2 protein-coding genes are annotated in these 632 nt (G+C 65.2%); both read right to left on the bottom strand.

Features of this window, described 5'->3' with window-relative positions:
* Positions 1–334: 30S ribosomal protein S16 (rpsP, locus tag EOA38_RS38280; RefSeq protein WP_127301658.1), on the bottom strand; the 334-nt coding region annotated here is incomplete at its 3' end.
* 49 nt (positions 335–383) lie between these two features.
* The coding region (locus EOA38_RS38285) for a chorismate mutase (protein WP_127301660.1) at positions 384–632 on the bottom strand (249 nt) is incomplete at its 5' end.

Genomic DNA, 632 nt, shown 5'->3' on the forward strand with positions numbered 1-632 from the left:
CTTCCTGGGCCTTCTTCAGCAGGGCGGCGCGCTCCTGCGCCTTCTTGCCGGGCAGGGCCTTGCTCGGGTTCGAGCGGGCCTCACGCTTGGCGATGCCGGCCTCATCGAGGAAGCGCAGCACGCGGTCGGTCGGCTGGGCGCCGTGCGAGAGCCAGTGCTTGACGCGGTCGGCATCGACCTTGACGCGTTCGCCGTCCTTCGGCAGCAGCGGGTTCCACGAGCCGAGCGCCTCGATGAAACGGCCGTCGCGGGGCGAACGGGCGTCGGCGACGACGACGTGGTAGTAAGGACGCTTCTTCGAGCCCGCGCGGGCCAGTCTGATTTTCAGTGCCATTGTTATCTCCTAAAAAGCTCTGATTTCGTTGATCGGTGTGGTTGGGTTCTCAACCGGTTTTCGTCACGCCGTTGTTGGCGGCGATCTGTTCGTGATGACGGATCACTTCGCGGACCACGAAGTTCAGGAATTTCTCCGCGAAATCCGGATCGAGATGCGCATCCTTCGCCAGTTGGCGGAGGCGGGCGATCTGCTGCTGCTCGCGCGCCGGATCGGCGGGCGGCAGGCCATGCTCGGCCTTCAGCACGCCGACCGCCTTGGTGCAGCGGAAGCGCTCGGCCAGCATATGGATGAGGGC

This window comes from Mesorhizobium sp. M1E.F.Ca.ET.041.01.1.1 (genome assembly GCF_003997355.1).
GTDB lineage: Bacteria > Pseudomonadota > Alphaproteobacteria > Rhizobiales > Rhizobiaceae > Mesorhizobium.